Source organism: Conexibacter sp. CPCC 205762, assembly GCF_030646155.1.
GTDB lineage: Bacteria > Actinomycetota > Thermoleophilia > Solirubrobacterales > Solirubrobacteraceae > Conexibacter.
On sequence record NZ_JAUTDN010000035.1, the window covers coordinates 1 to 15,026 of the forward strand.

The window sequence follows — 15,026 nt, forward strand, 5'->3', positions numbered from 1 at the left end:
CACGCCGCCCGCCCGCCCACGCCGCCCGCGCGCCCACGCCGCCCGCGCGCCCGCGCCGCCCGCCCGCTCGCCGCCGCCTGGCACTGACCCGCGCCGCCCTCCCGCCTCAACCAACCGGAGCCCCGGTCGATTGCTGGTGCAGGAGACCAGTCATCGACCGGGCATAAAGGGCGGTGATAGCGTCGCGCCACCGCACCGAAAACACGAGGGAGCCGCAACCGTGCTTGACGAGCAGACCGAAGACGGCAGAGAGATCACCTTCGCGGAGAGATACTTCACGCAGCCGGCGCCGGTGCGGGAGATGCCGGAGCACAGCCGCGACCCGCGCGTCGCGCTGTCGATCCTCGAGTCGGAGATGCTGCTCGACGGCGACCCGGCGAAGAACCTCGCGACGTTCGTGACGACGTTCATGGAGCCCGAGGCGCGCTACGTGATCGAGAACAACCTCCACCGCAACTGGATCGACCACGCCGAGTACCCGCGCACGAACGAGATCGCCAACCGCTGCGTGCGGATGCTGCACCACCTCTTCCACGGCGTCGAGTGCCCGGAGATCCCCGGCACCGCGACGGCCGGCTCCTCCGAGGCGGTGATGCTCGGCGCGCTGGCGATGAAGTGGCGCTGGAAGGCGGCGCGCGAGAAGGCCGGCAAGTCGACCGCGAAGCCGAACCTCGTCTACGGCGCCGACGTGCACGTCGTGTGGGACAAGTTCTGCCGCTACTTCGACGTCGAGCCGCGCCAGGTGAACCTGCCGCGCGGGCGCTTCACGGTCGGTGCCGACGACCTGCAGCCGCAGATCGACGAGAACACGATCGGCGTCGTCGCCGTCGTCGGCACGACCTTCACCGGCGAGTGCGACGACGTCGCCGGGATCGACGCGATGCTGAGACACCTGCAGAGCACGAGAGGGCTCGAGGTGCCGATGCACGTCGACGCGGCCAGCGGCGGCTTCGTCTTCCCCTTCAGCAACCCCGAGTTCGAGTGGGACTTCCGGCTCGACACCGTCTCGTCGATCAACGTCTCGGGCCACAAGTTCGGGCTCGTCTACCCGGGCGTCGGCTGGCTCGTCTTCCGCGACGAGCACCAGCTGCCGGAGCCGCTGGTCTTCTACGAGGACTACCTCGGCGAGCGCGACGCGACCTTCACGCTCAACTTCTCCGGCAGCTCCGCGTTCATCCTCGCGCAGTACTACAACTTCGTCCGCTTCGGCCGGCAGGGCTACGCCTCGCTCGTGCGCGCGATGGACAGAAACGCGGCCGCGCTGTCGGAGCGGCTGGCGGCGGAGGACGCGCTGGAGCTGGTCGGCGGCGAGCCGCGGCTGCCGCTCGTGATCGCGAGAGTCCGCCCGGACGAGCGCTTCAACGGCACCGACCTCGTCGCCGAGCTGGCGCAGCGGCGCGGCTGGATGGTCCCGGCCTACCAGCTGCCGCCCGACAACGACGACCAGCAGATCCTGCGGATCCTCGTGAAGGTCAACCAGTCACGCGAGCTGGCCGACGCGCTCGCCGACGACATCACCGACTCGATCGCCGACCTGCGCAGAAGGGCAGCCGGCCACCACGTCCCCAAGAGAGTCCACCGCGGCCACGCCTACTAGGCCGCACCGGCGCGCGGCGCGCGGCGCACGGCGACCCGCCGCGCACCGCCAAGCCGCGGCTAGACCGTCTGCCACTCCGCGTCGGCGCAGGGACCGCCGGCGTGGAGCCGCAGGCGCGCCTGCGCGATGTCGAGCGAGATCGTCGCGAGCGTCTCCCAGCGCTCGTCGAACGGCGCGTCGGCGGCGGGATGGCAGCAGAGGCCGGGGCCGCCGTGGTCGAGCATCGCGGCGGCGCGCTCCTCGGCGGAGGCCGCGCCGACCAGCGCCAGCGCCCGCTCGCGCAGCTCCTCCAGCCGCGGGCCGGTCGAGGTGTCTATCCGCGCCATCCGCTCGCCGGCCGCCAGGCCCGGGTCGAGGAAGTGGTTGGTATGCAGCAGCACGCCCTCGTCCCGTGTCGCGGGCGTGATCGCGGCGACGCCGGCGGGGCTCAGCTCGAGCATCCGCACGCGGCCGCGCGCGCCGTCGAAGTCGACGCAGGTGAGCACCGTCGAGGCCGACAGCGGCACGTCGCGCACGAGCGCCTCGGCCTCGTCGACCGACGCCGCCTCGTCCAGCAGCCGCCGCGCGACGACGTGGACCGGGACGCCGGCCTCCTCCCGGCCGTCGGCGGTGTGGGCGAGGATGTTGAAGTGGAGGCCGAACCCGGCGTCGTTGACGCCGATCTTGCCGACGACGCCGAACTCGGTGAACAGCCGCACGGTCCGCCCGGGGCGCGGCTGCAGCTCGACCGTCACCGCGCCGTCCCGCAGATGGTCGTACCAGTCCCACGTCTGCAGCGTCCGCGGCGGGCCGCCGGCCGGCGGCGCGACCGCGAAGGTCGAGCACTCGCCGCGGGCGGCGCGCGCCACCGCGAGCAGCTCGGTGCGCGCGTTCAGCGCCGCCAGCTGCCACAGCTCGAGGCCGGCGCCGTCGGCGACCGCCGCGATCTCCTGCGCCAGCGCGGGCGCCCACGACTCCGCGTGCGAGAAGCAGTCCAGCGCGACCGTCCGCTGCCGCTCGACCGACAGCCCCGCCGCCGCGAACAGCCTCGCGTAGCCGTCGAAGGTGACCGCGATCTGCTCGCGCCAGGTGGTGCCGAAGGCGAGGCCGCGCAGGCGCGGGTCGTGCTCGACGTGACGCCAGGTCGGGATCGTCGTCGCGATGCTCATGCGGCTGCCTCCGTCGTCCGTCTCAGCTCGCAGCCCGTGGCGACGTTCGCGTAGCGCAGCATCATCTCGACCGCGGTGTCGCGGTCGAAGCTGACCCCGGTCAGCACGTGGAAGGCGAGCGAGTCCTCCAGCGCGACGAGGTGGTGCGCGATCGTCTGCGAGGAGGCGACCAGCCTGAAGAGGCCGACGCCGGCGCCGGTCGCCAGGACTGACTGGTAGAGCGGCACCTGGCGGTCGTACTGCGTCTTCCAGAGGTTGCGGTAGGACGGCTCGCGCCGCGCGAGGCCGGTGAACTCGTAGAGGAGCGCGTACAGCTCGTCGTCGGGGCCGGTCGCGATCCCGCCCTCGCACAGCGCGACGAGCTGCTGGCGCGGATCCTCGATCGCCTCGATCGCTCTCCAGCGCTCGGTCGAGAAGCGCGTCGTCGCCTCGTCCTGCACCTGCTGCAGCAGGTCGTCGAGCGCAGGGAAGTGGTAGGTGATCGATCCCGGCGACATCCCCGCCGCGGCGGCGATGTCGCGCACGCCGACCTCTTCGAGCCCGCGCTCGACGATCGATCTGCGAGCGGCCTCGATGATCTGCTGACGCCGGAGCGTCTGAATTCGGGTTCGCGCCATGGGTGGCGATGATCTTAGACAGTCGTACGAAAATCTCAAGCTCGCGACCTCCATACGGCGCACATTCCCCGTTGCCACGCCACTTTCAACGAATCGCTTGACATCACGGACAACCCCTGTTTTGCTGATTCGTACGAAAAACGCAGCGCCCGGCGGTCGTGCCGGCGCTGCGGGCTCGTCACTGGAGCAGCACATGAGAGATGTTCAATTGAGCGACTTCGAGGTCGTCACCACACAGCTCACGCTCGAAGCCGACGGGATCGTGTCCGTCCGGCTGGAGCGCGTCGACGGGCAGCCGCTGCCGGCCTGGCAGCCGGGCGCGCACGTCGACCTCGTGCTGCCCGTCGGAATCACCCGCCAGTACTCGCTGATCGACTCGCCGGCCGACCTCAGCTCCTACCGCATCGCCGTGCTGCAGCAGCGCAACAGCCGCGGCGGCTCCGAGTACGTGCACGTCTTCCTGCGCCCCGGCCAGCGCGTCCGCATCGGCGCGCCGCGCAACCACTTCTCGCTCGACCCGGCCGACGAGTACCGCTTCATCGGCGGCGGGATCGGCATCACGCCGCTGCTGTCGATGGCGCGCGCCGCCGACGCCCGCGACGCCGACTGGCGCCTCCACTACGGCGGCCGCTCGCTGCGCTCGATGGCCTACCGGCGCGAGCTGCGCGCCGCTTACGGCGACCGCGTCGAGCTGTGGCCCTCAGACCTGCGCGGGCGGCTCCCGCTCGACGAGCTGCTGAGCGCCCCGAGCCGCCGCACGCTCGTCTACTGCTGCGGCCCCGAGCAGCTGATCGAGGCCGTCCGCGAGACGGCGGCGCGAGTCGGCTGGGCGCAGGAGGACGTCCGCTTCGAGCGCTTCGCCCCGACCGTCCACGAGCACGCGCCCGACCGGGCGTTCGAGGTCGAGGCCCGCCGCAGCGGCACGACGGTCGCGATCGAGCAGGGCGAGTCGCTGCTCGACGGCCTCCTGCGCGCCGGCATCGGCGTCTCCTCGTCGTGCAGATCGGGCGTCTGCGGCGCCTGCGAGACGCGCGTGATCGAGGGCGCCGTCGAGCACCGCGACGACATCCTCTCCGCCGCCCAGCGCGCGGCCGGCGAGGCGATGATGGTCTGCGTCTCGCGCGCCCGCGGCGATCGGCTGGTGCTCGATGTCTGAGGTCACGCACGTCGCCACGCGCACCGCGCGCCCCCAGCGGCCGGCGCGGCCCGCGTTCAACCGGCTCGACCTCGACGGGATCCGCGCCGTGCTCGGCTTCCCGCACGAGACGACCGAGGCGAAGGTCGTGCCGACGATCGGCGAGACGGCGCGCCGCTTCATCGCCCACTCGCCGTTCCTCTCGCTCGCGACCTGCGACCGCGAGGGCCGCGCCGACTGCTCGCCGCGCGGCGACGGGCCCGGCTTCGTGAAGGTGCTGGACGAGCGCACGATCGCGCTGCCCGACCGCACCGGCAACAACCTCGTGCAGTCGTTCCGGAACATCCTCCAGAACCCGGCCGTCGGCACGCTCTTCTTCATCCCCGGGCTGCGCGAGACGCTGCGCGTCAACGGCGACGCCTACGTCACCGACGACGCGGAGCTGCTGAGCCGCTTCACCGCCGACGGGCGCCGCGCCAAGCTCGCGCTCGTGATCGACGTCAACGAGGTCTACCTGCACTGCGGCAAGGCGCTGATCCGCAGCGGCATGTGGGACCCGCGCTGGCAGTCGCTCGCCGACGACATGACGCGCGGCATCGGCGTCTTCTCGCTGATGGAGATCGAGAAGGGCGCGCCGCACGGGACGTCGTCGGAGATCGACGACTGGATCGAAGACGCGTACGTCAAAGAGCTGTAACCACCAGGAAGAGAGTGACCGTGTTGCAGGATCTGTTCGACACCCAGCGGGTGTCGCGCCGCAGCGTGCTGCGGGGCATGCTGGTCGGCAGTGCCGCGATCGGCGGCTCGTCGGTGCTGGCCGCGTGCGGCAAGCGCGACGAGGCCGGCACGGCCACGGGCGCGTCGACGATCGCGACGGCCAGAGGCGGGACGATCGTCTGGGGCAAGCCGGCCGAGGCGACGCTGCTGGACCCGACGACCGGCGGCGTCGGCAGCTCGATGGAGCTGTTCCAGATCGTCTACGACCCGCTGATCGCGGTCGACGGCGAGCTGAGACTGATCCCCGGCCTGGCCGAGAGCTGGGAGCAGCCGAGCGACACCGAGATCGTCTTCACGCTGCGTGACGGCGTCAGATTCTCCAACGGGCGCGCGCTCACGACCGACGACGTCGTCGCGACCTTCGAGCGCTACTTCGACCCGAGAGTCGCCTCGTCGCTGGCGTCGTTCGTCGCGCCCGGCACGAGAGTCGCGAGCGTCGACGCGAGAACGGTCAGATTCACGCTGCCCGCCCCCAGCTCGACCTTCCTGTCCGCGCTCGCCTCCGCCTACGCGGTGATCCTGCCGATGGCCGAGGTCAGAGCCGGCAGAGTCGACCTCTCCAGACAGATGCTCGGCACTGGCCCGTTCATGGTCCAGAGCCACAAGGCCGGCTCGAGCTGGATGCTGGTGAGAAACCCGCACGCCTGGCAGCCGCCGATCGCCGACAGGCTGTCGATCAAGATCATGCCCGACGACAACGCCCGCATCGCGGCGCTGCGCGACGGCTCGATCGACCTCACCTACTTCGACGTGCCGGACGCCGAGCGGCTGCTCGCCGACGTGCCGAACACCGAGGTCAAGGTGCAGGACCGGACCGACTTCTACGTGCTCGTGCTGAACGCGACCGGCAAGGGCTCGCCGTTCACCGACCAGCGCGTGCGGCAGGCGATCTCCTACGCGATCGACCGCGACCAGATCCGCGACATCGCGCTCGCCGGCACCGGCCAGCCGACCGGCGTCGTCAGCGCCGCCTTCGGCGCGATAGCGCCGAGACCGACGCTCGCGCACGACCCCGAGAAGGCGAGAGCGCTGCTGCAGCAGGCCGGCGAGCCCGACCTCTCGTTCGAGATCGTCTACCCCGGCGAGGCGTTCGGCCGGATCGCGCAGGTGCTGCAGCAGAACCTCGAGGCGGTCGGCGTGAAGGTGACGCTCGGCTCGCTGGAGGAGGGCGTCTGGGTCGACCGCGTCTACACGCAGAGACCGCCGAAGTTCGACGCGACCGTCTCCTGGTACGCGGCCTACGTCGGCCCGGCGCAGGCGCTCAACCTCTGGAACCTCGACATCAGCCCGTTCGCCTTCCAGGTCAGAGACCCGAGAACGCAGCAGCTGATCGTCAGAGCGCAGCAGGCGAGCAGAGACGCGGAGCCGGAGGCGCTGAAGCAGGCCTCGGCGGCGGTCGACGAGCAGGCGTCGATGATCCCGCTCGTGACCAAGAACGCGACGATCGCCTGGCGCACCGACCTGATCAGGGTCGAGGTCGACGACAAGGACGGCAACATCCACCCGCTGCGCCACTCGCCCGAGTACGCGCTCGCGAGAGCGGCCTGATCGATGGGGCAGTTCGCGCGCTTCGCCGGCGTTCGCCTGCTGATCGCGTTCGTGACGCTGGCGGTGATCTCGGTCGCAGTCTTCGCCGCGATGCGCTCGGTCCCGGGCAGCTACGCCGACGTGATGCTGCCGACCAACGCCAGACCCGAGGCGCGCGCTGCCCTGATCGACAAGTACGGCCTCGACGACCCGCTGCCGGCCCAGTACCTCAAGTGGGCCGGCAACGCGCTCACCGGCGACCTCGGCGACTCGCTCACCTCCGGTGACTCGGTCGTCTCGGAGCTGGGCTCGCGCGCGGCGGTGACGGTCGAGCTGGCGCTGCTCGGCGGCCTGCTGGCGCTGCTGGTCGGCGTGCCGCTCGGGCTCGTCGGCGGGATCAGCCGCAGCCGCCGCGCGACCGGCTTCGTGCGGGTCGGCAACTCGGTCCTGCTGAGCTTGCCGGACATCCTCGTCGGCGCCCTGTTGGTGTGGGTGATCTCCACCTATGAGGTGCCGTTCACCGTCGGCGGCTGGGAGCCGTTGTTCTCCGACCCGTACGCGAACCTGCAGGCCGCGCTGCCGGCGGCGCTGACGATCTCGGTGCTCGGCATGGGCTTCGTGATGACGACGACGCGCGGCGCGGTCGCGCAGATCGCCTCGGAGCCGTACGTGCAGGCGGCGATCGCGCGCGGCGAGACGCGCGGGCAGATCGTCCGCCGCCACGTGCTGCGCAACTCCTCGGTGCCGGTGCTGACGGTCTTCGCCGTCTACCTCGGCTACCTGCTCGGCGGCGCGGTGATCGCGGAGGTGCTGTTCTCGCTCGACGGGATCGGCCGCTACGTGATCGACGCGACCGGCCACCGCGACTATCCGGTCGTGCAGGGCGCGGTGCTCGTCGCCGCGGCGGCCTTCGTGCTGATCTCGATGCTCGTCGACCTCCTGTACGGCGTCCTCGACCCGCGCATCGGCGCGCGGAGCGCGAAGTGAGCGTCACCTTCCCCTCCCCCACCCCCGCGGCGCCGGCGGCTCCCTCCGCTGGCCGCCGGCGCCCGCGGGTCCCCTTCAAGGGCGACCCGCTCGGCCGCTTCGGCCTCTTCCTGCTGATCGCGCTGGTTGCGATCGGCCTGTTCGGCCCGGCGCTGCCGATCGGCTCGCCGACGGAGTCGACCGGCGACCGCCTCGCGCCGCCCGGCGACGGCCACCTGCTCGGCACCGACGAACTCGGCCGCGCGCTGCTGCCGCGGATCGTCGAGGGGATCCGCGAGACGATCCTGATCGCGACCGGCGTCGTGCTTGTCGCGACGGTCGTCGGCGTGCTCGCCGGCTGCTTCGCCGCGCTCGCCGGCCGCCGCGTCGACGAGCTGATCGTGCGCGCCACCGACGTGATCTTCAGCTTCCCCGTCTTCCTGATCGCGATCCTCGTCAGCGTCGTCGCCGGCCCCGGCCGCGCGGCGGCGATGGCGGCCGTCTTCGCCGTCACGCTGCCGACGATGGTGCGCGTCGTGCGGGCGGCGGCGCTGCCGGTCGTCGAGCGCGACTTCGTGACCGCGGCCGAGGTCGCGGGCGCGAGCCGCTGGCGGCTGCTGCGCGTCCACCTGCTGCCGAACGTGCGCGGCGTCGTGATCGGCCAGGTCGCCTACGCGATCTCGCTCGGGATGCTGATCGAGGGCGGGATGAGCTTCCTCGGCCTCGGCGTGCAGGCGCCGGCGGCGTCGCTCGGCTCGCTCGTCGGCTCCGGCCGGCTGTACCTGACGATCGACCCGGCCTACGCGCTCGTCCCCGGCGTCGTGCTGGGGCTGGCGGTGCTGGCCTTCAACCTCGTCGGCGACGCGCTGCGGCGCGAGACCGACCCGACGCTCGAACGGGAGGCGTGATGGCGTTCCTGGAGGCGCGCGACCTGGTGGTCGAGTACGCGACGCGGCGCGGGCCCGTGCGGGCGCTGGACGAGGCCTCGCTGGAGGTCGCCGCGGGCGAGGTCGTCGGCGTCGTCGGCGAGTCCGGCTCGGGCAAGTCGACGATCGGCGTCGCGCTGGCGCGGCTGCTGCCGGGGAACGCGCGCGTGTCCTCGGGCGACGTGCTCGTCGGCGGCCGCTCGGTGCTGGCGATGGGCGACGAGGAGCTGCGAGCGCTGCGGCGCGACACGCTCGGGTTCGTCTTCCAGGACCCGATCGGCACGCTCGACCCGACCGCGCGGATCGGCCGCCAGCTCGGCTGGATGATCGGCGGCAAGCCCGGCGACCGCGAGCTGGTCGAGCACCTGGAGCGAGTCAGACTGCCCGATCCCGAGCGGACGCTGCGGGCCTTCCCGCACCAGCTGTCGGGCGGGATGGCGCAGCGCGTCTCGATCGCGCTGGCGCTCGCACGCGCGCCGCAGGCGGTGATCGCCGACGAGCCGACCGCCTCGCTCGACGCCTCCGTCCGCTCCGAGATCCTCGAGCTGCTCGTCTCGCTGACGCGCGAGGCCGGCACGGCGCTGATGCTGATGAGCCACGACCTGCGCGCCGTGCGCCGCTTCTGCACGCGCGTCGCGGTCGTCTACGGCGGGCGCGTGGTCGAGACGGCGCCGGCGCAGGAGCTGTTCTCCTCGCCGCAGCACCCGTACACGCGCGCGCTGCTCGACGCGGCGCCGGGGGCGGAGGCGCCGGGCGAGACGCTGAGACCGATCGCCGGCATCCCGCCGGTGCTGCACGGGGCGTTCAGAGGCTGCGCCTTCGTCGGCCGCTGCGCCTGCGCGGTCGAGGCCTGCTCGGTCGAGCGTCCCGTCGTCCACAGCGACGACCACGACGTGCTGTGCCATCTGGCGCCGGTGAAGGAGAAGGCCGCATGAGCGCTCCCGTCCTCGAACTCGACGCGGTCAGGTTCGACTACGTCGCCGGGCCGCCGTGGGCGCGCAGACGTGTGCCGGCGCTGCACGGCGTCTCGCTCGCCGCAGGGCGCGGCGAGACCGTCGGCCTCGTTGGCGAGTCGGGCTCCGGCAAGTCGACGATCGGCAAGCTCTGCCTCGGTCTGCTGAGACCACAGCAGGGCGCCGTCCGCTTCGACGGCGCGCCGCTGGACCGGCGCGCCCAGCGCGGCCGCTTCGCGGTCGTGCTGCAGCATCCGCAGTGGTCGCTGGACCCGCGCCTGACGGTCGCCGCCTCGATCGAGGAGCCGCTCGCGATCAGCGGCACGGGCACGAAGGCGTCGCGGCGGGCGCAGGTCGAGCAGATGCTGGCCGAGGTCGGCCTCGACCGCGACTTCGCCGATCGCTACCCGGCCGAGCTGTCGGGCGGCCAGCGCCAGCGCGCCTCCGTCGCACGGGCGCTGATCACCGAGCCGCGCTTCGTGCTGTTCGACGAGGCCGTCTCCGCGCTGGACGTCTCGATCCAGTCGCAGATCCTCAACCTCATCCGGCGGCTGCAGCGGCAGCACGGCTTCGCCGCCCTGTTCATCTCCCACGACCTCGCGGCGACGCGTTACGCCGCCGACCGCATCGTCGTGATGCGCGGCGGCGAGATCGTCGACGAGGGCACCGCGGCCTCGTTCTATGAGCCGTCGACGCACCCGTACACGCGCGCGCTCCAGCGTGCGAGCGAGATCTAAAAGGACCCCCCACGCATGACCTCACTGATCGACGGCATCCGCATCGGCCACTGGACCGACCTCGACGCCGGCACCGGCATGACCGTCTTCCTGCTGCCGCCCGGCAACGTCTGCGCCGCCGAGGCGCGCGGCCAGTCGACCGGCACGATCAACATCCCCGTCTTCGAGCCGCAGGGCTCCGCCGACGAGGCGCACGCCGTCGTGCTGACCGGCGGCACCGTCTTCGGGCTGGAGGCGGCCGCGGCCGTGCCGGGCCTGCTGGCGAAGGACGGGATCGGCAGCAGAACGGTCGACGGCCCCGTGCCGATGGTCCCGGCCGCCGTCGTCTACGACATCCACATCGGCGACTACGCCTGGCCCAACGGCGACTCGGCCGCCGCCGCGATCGCCGCCGCCGTGCCGGCCGGCGAGGAGGAGAGAGGGACCGTCGGCGTCGGCACCGGGGTGCTGGCCGGCTCCGCGCTCGACGCCCGCAGCTCGACCAAGGGCGGCTTCGGCCGCGCCCACCGCAAGACGGCACAGGGCGCGACGGTCGCCGCCTGGGCCGCGGTCAACCCGGTCGGCGACGTGATCGGCGAGGACGGCCAGGTGCTCGCCGGCCTGCGCCGCAGCGGCAGGTTCGCGCGCGTCTCGGAGTACCTCGCCAACGAGGCCGATCCCGAGCTGGACTGGGGTCAGGCGACGACGCTCGTGTTCGTCGCGACCGACGCGAAGCTGCCCAAGCGCGAGACCTGGCGGCTGGCGCAGGCCGGCCACAGCGGGATCGCGCACGCGATCTCGCCGTGCGCGACCGGATTCGACGGCGACACCGCCTTCGCGGTGGCGACCGGCAGAGTCGAGGTCAGATCGGCGCTGGCGCTGGAGGCGGTCACGACCGAGGTCGTCGCCGCGGCGATCCGCGACGCCGTCCGCTCCGCGAGCGGCCTCCACGGGATCCCGTCGCTGAGCGAGCTGGGGCGAGTCCTCGCCTAGCGGCTCGGATCGCCTCGGAAACGCTCGCCTGGCGGCTCGCCTTTCCGGCGAGCCGCCATGTCGGCCGGCTACGGCACGTCCCAGGTGAAGCGGTGCGTGTGGATGTCGAGGTAGACGAGCGACTCGACCCCGCGCACCCCGTCGATCGGCTTGATCGCGTCCTCGACGAGGTCGAGCAGCTCGTGCGGCTCGCGGCAGACGACCTCGACCAGCAGGTCGTAGACGCCGCTCGTCAGCACGACGTAGATCACCGCCGGCAGCTCTGAGAGGCGGTCGGCGACGGCGCGCACGTCGCCGTCGGCCTTGACGCCGACCATCGCCATCAGCGGCAGCCCGAGCGCGAGCGGGTCGGTCACGCCGACGACTCTCAGCACGCCGGTGTCGAGCAGCCGCTGGACGCGCTGCCGCACCGCCGGCGCGGACAGGTTGACGAGCGGCCCGAGCTGCGCGTACGACATCCGCCCGTCGCGCTGCAGCGCTCTCAGCAGCGCCTTGTCGGTCGCGTCGAGCGCGACCTGCTCGCGGGGTCTGCGCGGCGCGGGCATCGTCACACCCCCGCCGTGAGGCCGAAGTCGATCGACAGGTTGGCGCCGGTGATCGGCGCCGCGGCCGGCTGCGCGAGGTACCAGATCAGCTCCGCGACCTCGTGCGGCTGCGTGAAGCGGGCCTGCTGCTTCTGCGGGTAGGAGGCGAGCAGCGCGCGGCGGTAGCCGTCGGGGTCGCCGCCGCCGAAGGTTTCCGCCTGGTACGTCAGCATCGGCGTCTCGACGTCGCCGGGGCAGACGGCGTTGACGCGCACCCCGCGCGGCGCCAGCTCGAGCGCGAGCGCGCGCACGAGGTTGGAGACGCCGCCCTTGGAGGCGCAGTAGACGGCCGCGCCGGTGTTGCCGTGGAGGCCGGCGTCGGAGGAGACGGCGACGATCGAGCCGGCCGCTCGCGCGCCGCCCTCGCCCGCGCGCGCCAGCACCGGAATCGCCGCCGCCGTCAGGAAGAAGAGGCCCTTGAGGTTCACGTCGAGGACGCGATCCCACGCCTCCTCGGTCGTCTCCTCGGCGGGTCCCTCGGTCCAGAGGCCGGCGGCCGCGACGAGGCAGTCGAGCGCGCCCGCCTCCGCGACGACGGCGTCGCAGGCCTGCTTCGTGCGCAGGTCGGCCGGGATCGCCTGCGCGTCCAGCTCGCCGGCGATCGCGTCGAGCCTCGGGCCGGGCAGGTCGGTCAGGACCGGCGTCCAGCCGCCGGCCGCGAACCGCCGCGCGGTCGCGGCGCCCATCCCGCCCGCGGCGCCGCTGATGAGGACGCGCTCAGACTCCGGCATGCTGCTTCTCCTCCATGATCGAGTTGGCGCCGTCGACGACGATCAGCTGGCCGGTCAGGTACGACGCCGCCGGCGCGGCGAGCAGCGCGACGACGGCGGCGATCTCGTCGGGCGTGCCGGAGCGGCCGACGGGGGTCGCGGCACCGGCCCGCAGCTCCTCCTCGGTCGAGGAGGGCGTCGCGATCCAGCCGGGGGCGACAGCGTTGACGGTGAGCCCCTGCGCGGCGGTCTCGATCGCGAGCGCGCGCGTGAGGCCGACCATGCCGGCCTTCGCCGCGTGGTAGGCGGCGTCGCCGGCGTAGGCGCCGACGGTGCCCGAGGTCGAGGCGACGTTGACGATCCGCCCGAAGCCGGCGGCCGTCATCGCCGGCAGCGCCGCGCGCGTGACGTGGAAGGCGGTCGAGAGGTTGCGCTCCAGCGCCGCGCGCCACTGCCCGTCGGTCGTGACGGCGAGCGCCTGCGGCTGCTGCGGATCGGTCGTCGCCGTCATGCCGGCGTTGTTGACGAGCACGTCGAGGCGGCCGAAGCGGGCGATCGCGGCCGCGACGAGCGCGTCGGCCTGCTGCGGGTCGGTCAGGTCGGCGACGAAGCCGGCGGCCTCCACCCCGGTCTGCTGCGTCAGCTCCCGCGCGCGCTCATGGATCCGCTCGCTGGTCGCGGCGACGAGCACGCCCGCCCCCAGCTGCGCCAGCCGCCGCGCGACCGCGAAGCCGATCCCCTCGGCGCTGCCGGCGCCGGTGACGAGCGCGACGCGCCCCCGCAGATCCATCCCCGTCACGCGACCAGCTCCCGCACGGCCTCGGCGAAGACCTCGTGGTGCCGGTCGACGTCGGCGGCGGTCGTCGCGGGCGACATCAGCGCCATCGCGTGGAAGGGGGTCAGCAGCACGCCGCGGTTGGCGAGGTGGAGGTGGAGGTAGTCGTCCAGGTCGGGCTGGTGGGCGGCGTGCGACTCGCCGCCGTTGCGCGGCGCGGGGCTGGCGAAGCGGTACTCGGCGCGGGCGCCGAGCTGCTGGATCGACCACGGCAGGCCGTGCTCGTCGATGATCGCGCGGACGCCGTCGGTGAAGCGGGTCGCGAGCGCGGTCATACCCGCGAACGCCTCGTCGGTGAGCACCTCGGCGAGCGTCGCGCGCATCGCGGCGGTCGAGACCGGGTTGCCGGCGAGCGTGCCGCCGACGCCGCCCATGTCGACCAGGTCGAGGTCGTCGCGCGCGTCGATCTTCGCCGCCAGCTCGGCGCTGAGACCGTAGGCGCCGCAGGGGATGCCGCCGGCGAGCGCCTTGCCGATCGTCAGCACGTCAGGCTCCAGGCCCCACGCCCGCGTCGCGCCGCCGGGGCCGGCGGAGAAGGTGTGCGTCTCGTCGTTGATCAGCAGCGTGCCGTGCTGGCGCGTGAGGCGGCGGACGCCCTCCAGGTAGCCGGGCTCGGGCAGCACGATGCCGATGTTGGTCAGCGCCGGCTCCATCAGCACGGCGGCGACGTCGCCGTGGGCCAGCTCGCGCTCGAGCCGTTCGAGATCGTTGTACTCGGCGACGCGGCTCGTCAGCGTGACGTCGCAGGGCGCGCCGACGTTGCCCTCGCGGCTCTCCGCCTCGCCGCCGGCGCCGACGACGATCAGCGACTCGTCGACCGAGCCGTGGTAGCAGTAGCTGTTGACGAGGATCTTCGGCCGCCCGGTGACGGCGCGCACGAGCCGGATCGCCCAGCGGTTGGCGTCGGTCGCGGTCAGCGAGAAGCTCCACAGCGGCAGCCCGAAGCGGCGCGCCAGCTCGGCGCCGACCCAGGCGGCGTCCTCGGTCGGCAGCATCGCGGTCGCGCCGCCCAGCTCGCCGAAGCGCCGCTGCACCGCCGCCACCGTCGGCGCGGGCGAGTGCCCGGCCATCGCGCCGGTGTCGCCGAGGCAGAGGTCGACGTACTCGTGCCCGTCGAGATCCCACACGTGCGCACCCTCGGCCCTGTCGAGGTAGAGCGGATGACCGCCGGCGGTCTTGTTCATCCAGGTCATCGGCACGCGGCCGAAGAGATGGTCGGCCGCCTCGTACGCCGCCCGCGAGCGCGGGTTGCGCTGCGCGAACGACTCCCGCTCGCGCGCGAGCAGCTGCTGAAGACGACTATCGGAGACCACGTTGACCCTTCCGTTCGATGACTCGTTCCATCAAATCGGAAGCGTAAAGCGATTACAACTTTCGTTTCGATCGTCTATGCGGCCAACCCCTACCGCCGCCCGCGCGCACAAGCCTCCCAACCGCCCACCCCGCGCGGGCGCGCCGCCGGGGGACACCGCCGCGGCACGCACACGGTTCCGCCGCTGCGACACGGATGATCTGGAGACGCTTGCGCGCGAAGAAGGCGCC

15 protein-coding genes are annotated in these 15,026 nt (G+C 72.8%); 9 read left to right on the top strand and 6 right to left on the bottom strand.

Going from position 1 to position 15,026, the window contains the following annotated elements; translation table 11 throughout:
• The first annotated feature begins 220 nt into the window (after positions 1-220).
• On the top strand, positions 221-1,597 hold the full coding sequence (locus Q7L73_RS21620; RefSeq protein ID WP_304691590.1) for a glutamate decarboxylase: 1,377 nt from the start codon (positions 221-223) through the stop codon (positions 1,595-1,597).
• A gap of 59 nt (positions 1,598-1,656) precedes the next feature.
• On the opposite strand, the gene Q7L73_RS21625 is transcribed toward Q7L73_RS21620, so the two are convergent.
• Both Q7L73_RS21625 and Q7L73_RS21630 read right to left on the bottom strand, forming a co-directional pair.
• Complete coding sequence (locus Q7L73_RS21625; protein ID WP_304691589.1) at positions 1,657-2,745, bottom strand: C45 family peptidase; 1,089 nt, start codon at positions 2,743-2,745, stop codon at positions 1,657-1,659.
• Positions 2,742-3,362, bottom strand: coding sequence for a TetR/AcrR family transcriptional regulator (locus Q7L73_RS21630; protein WP_304691588.1), 621 nt, complete (start codon positions 3,360-3,362; stop codon positions 2,742-2,744). The genes Q7L73_RS21625 and Q7L73_RS21630 overlap by 4 nt, the downstream gene beginning before the upstream one ends.
• A 208-nt stretch (positions 3,363-3,570) precedes the next feature.
• Between Q7L73_RS21630 and Q7L73_RS21635 the strand changes: the two genes are divergently transcribed.
• The 8 genes from Q7L73_RS21635 to Q7L73_RS21670 are packed head-to-tail and all read left to right on the top strand — an operon-like array spanning position 3,571 to position 11,355.
• Complete coding sequence (locus Q7L73_RS21635) at positions 3,571-4,518, top strand: PDR/VanB family oxidoreductase (protein ID WP_304691587.1); 948 nt, start codon at positions 3,571-3,573, stop codon at positions 4,516-4,518.
• Positions 4,511-5,194: an MSMEG_1061 family FMN-dependent PPOX-type flavoprotein gene (locus Q7L73_RS21640; protein WP_304691586.1), complete on the top strand. Its 684-nt coding sequence runs from the start codon at positions 4,511-4,513 to the stop codon at positions 5,192-5,194. Before Q7L73_RS21635 ends, Q7L73_RS21640 begins: the two co-directional genes overlap by 8 nt.
• Positions 5,195-5,214: 20 nt before the next feature.
• On the top strand, positions 5,215-6,822 hold the full coding sequence (locus tag Q7L73_RS21645; protein WP_304691585.1) for an ABC transporter substrate-binding protein: 1,608 nt from the start codon (positions 5,215-5,217) through the stop codon (positions 6,820-6,822).
• A gap of 3 nt (positions 6,823-6,825) precedes the next feature.
• Positions 6,826-7,788 carry an ABC transporter permease gene (locus Q7L73_RS21650; RefSeq protein WP_304691584.1) on the top strand — a complete coding sequence of 321 codons (963 nt, stop codon included), beginning with the start codon at positions 6,826-6,828 and terminating at the stop codon, positions 7,786-7,788.
• Entirely contained in the window at positions 7,785-8,675 is an 891-nt protein-coding gene (locus Q7L73_RS21655) for an ABC transporter permease (protein WP_304691583.1), read from the top strand. Before Q7L73_RS21650 ends, Q7L73_RS21655 begins: the two co-directional genes overlap by 4 nt.
• The gene (locus Q7L73_RS21660) at positions 8,675-9,628 is read left to right on the top strand and encodes an ABC transporter ATP-binding protein (protein ID WP_304691582.1); all 954 of its coding nucleotides are present in this window, start codon (positions 8,675-8,677) and stop codon (positions 9,626-9,628) included. The genes Q7L73_RS21655 and Q7L73_RS21660 overlap by 1 nt, the downstream gene beginning before the upstream one ends.
• Entirely contained in the window at positions 9,625-10,383 is a 759-nt protein-coding gene (locus Q7L73_RS21665; protein WP_304691581.1) for an ABC transporter ATP-binding protein, read from the top strand. The genes Q7L73_RS21660 and Q7L73_RS21665 overlap by 4 nt, the downstream gene beginning before the upstream one ends.
• Before the next feature lie 15 nt (positions 10,384-10,398).
• Positions 10,399-11,355 (top strand): P1 family peptidase, encoded by a 957-nt coding sequence (locus tag Q7L73_RS21670; RefSeq protein WP_304691580.1) that lies wholly within the window; start codon positions 10,399-10,401, stop codon positions 11,353-11,355.
• 68 nt (positions 11,356-11,423) lie between these two features.
• On the opposite strand, the gene Q7L73_RS21675 is transcribed toward Q7L73_RS21670, so the two are convergent.
• Genes Q7L73_RS21675 through Q7L73_RS21690 form a run of 4 tightly spaced genes read right to left on the bottom strand, consistent with a single transcriptional unit; the run spans position 11,424 to position 14,797 of the window.
• Entirely contained in the window at positions 11,424-11,900 is a 477-nt protein-coding gene (locus Q7L73_RS21675; protein ID WP_304691579.1) for an Lrp/AsnC family transcriptional regulator, read from the bottom strand.
• Positions 11,901-11,902: 2 nt separating this feature from the next.
• The gene (locus Q7L73_RS21680) at positions 11,903-12,670 is read right to left on the bottom strand and encodes an SDR family NAD(P)-dependent oxidoreductase (RefSeq protein WP_304691578.1); all 768 of its coding nucleotides are present in this window, start codon (positions 12,668-12,670) and stop codon (positions 11,903-11,905) included.
• The gene (locus Q7L73_RS21685; protein WP_304691577.1) at positions 12,657-13,439 is read right to left on the bottom strand and encodes an SDR family NAD(P)-dependent oxidoreductase; all 783 of its coding nucleotides are present in this window, start codon (positions 13,437-13,439) and stop codon (positions 12,657-12,659) included. The genes Q7L73_RS21680 and Q7L73_RS21685 overlap by 14 nt, the downstream gene beginning before the upstream one ends.
• 5 nt (positions 13,440-13,444) lie before the next feature.
• A complete protein-coding gene (locus Q7L73_RS21690) occupies positions 13,445-14,797 on the bottom strand; it encodes a transaminase (RefSeq protein ID WP_304691576.1) in 1,353 nt (450 codons plus the stop codon).
• Positions 14,798-15,026 lie beyond the last annotated feature (229 nt).